At 68.9% G+C, this 970-nt stretch carries 1 protein-coding gene; it reads left to right on the forward strand.

What is annotated here, in order from left to right; all coding sequences use genetic code 11:
- Window positions 1-61: 61 nt before the first annotated feature.
- Complete coding sequence (locus DMB66_RS60070) at window positions 62-871, forward strand: SigB/SigF/SigG family RNA polymerase sigma factor (RefSeq protein WP_125812714.1); 810 nt, start codon at window positions 62-64, stop codon at window positions 869-871.
- The last annotated feature ends 99 nt before the right edge of the window (window positions 872-970 follow it).

A 970-nucleotide genomic window follows, 5' to 3' on the forward strand; every position in this document is an offset into this window, starting at 1 on the left:
CCGGCCGGGCCCGATGCAAACCGGGCCGGCTCTCCGGACAGGTGCTAGGAAGGACCACGAGATGACTGCCACTCAGACGGTTAAGGCTTCGGAGACGAAGTCGACGATCAGCGAGGCGCCGGCCGACAGCGCCGCCGATCTCCTGAACGCGATGGCTGCCATGCCCGTCGGCCACCCCTCCCGCGGATCGCTGCGGGACCGGGCGATCGAGGCCTGGCTGCCGCTGGCCCGCCACCTCGCCCACCGCTACTCCGGCCGCGGCGAACCCACCGACGACCTCATCCAGACCGCCAACGTCGGCCTGATCAAAGCCATCGACAAGTTCGACCCCGAACGCGGCGTCGACTTCGCCGGCTACGCCATCCCCACCATCATCGGCGAGATCAAACGCCACTTCCGCGACCGCACCTGGTCCGTCCGCGTGCCCCGCCGCCTGCAAGAGCTCCGCCTGGCCATCACCGAGGCCAACAGCACCCTCACCCACACCCTCGGCCGCAGCCCGACGGTCGCCGACATCTCCGTGCACCTCGGCGTCACCGAGGAAGAAGTCCTCGAAGGCCTCGAAGGCGCCCGCGCCTACAACGCCACCAGCCTGAGCACCCCGATCAGCGCCGACGGCACCACCGAGCTCGGCGACACCCTCGGCGGCGAAGACCACGAATTCGAACTCGCCGAAACCCGCGTCGCCCTCGGCCCCGCCCTGGCCATGCTCGACGACCGCGAGCAGAAGATCCTCACCCTGCGCTTCTACGGCAACCTCACCCAGTCGCAGATCGCCGACCAGGTCGGCATCTCCCAGATGCACGTCAGCCGCCTGCTCACCAAGGCCCTGACGAAGCTGCGCACGCACCTCGCCGGCGACACCATCTGAGCAACCGCAGAGCTGACGCCGGCCCGGTTCGGGCCGGCGTTTCTGCGTATTCTCTACCGCGAGGAGCGATGCCATGAGTGAGCCGGACTGGGTCGAACA

The organism is Actinoplanes sp. ATCC 53533, assembly GCF_003947245.1.

What these genes read in the sequence shown, in the direction of transcription:
- DMB66_RS60070 (WP_125812714.1), top strand. Translation starts at nt 62, where the DNA reads ATGACTGCCACTCAGACGGTTAAGGCTTCGGAGACGAAGTCGACGATC.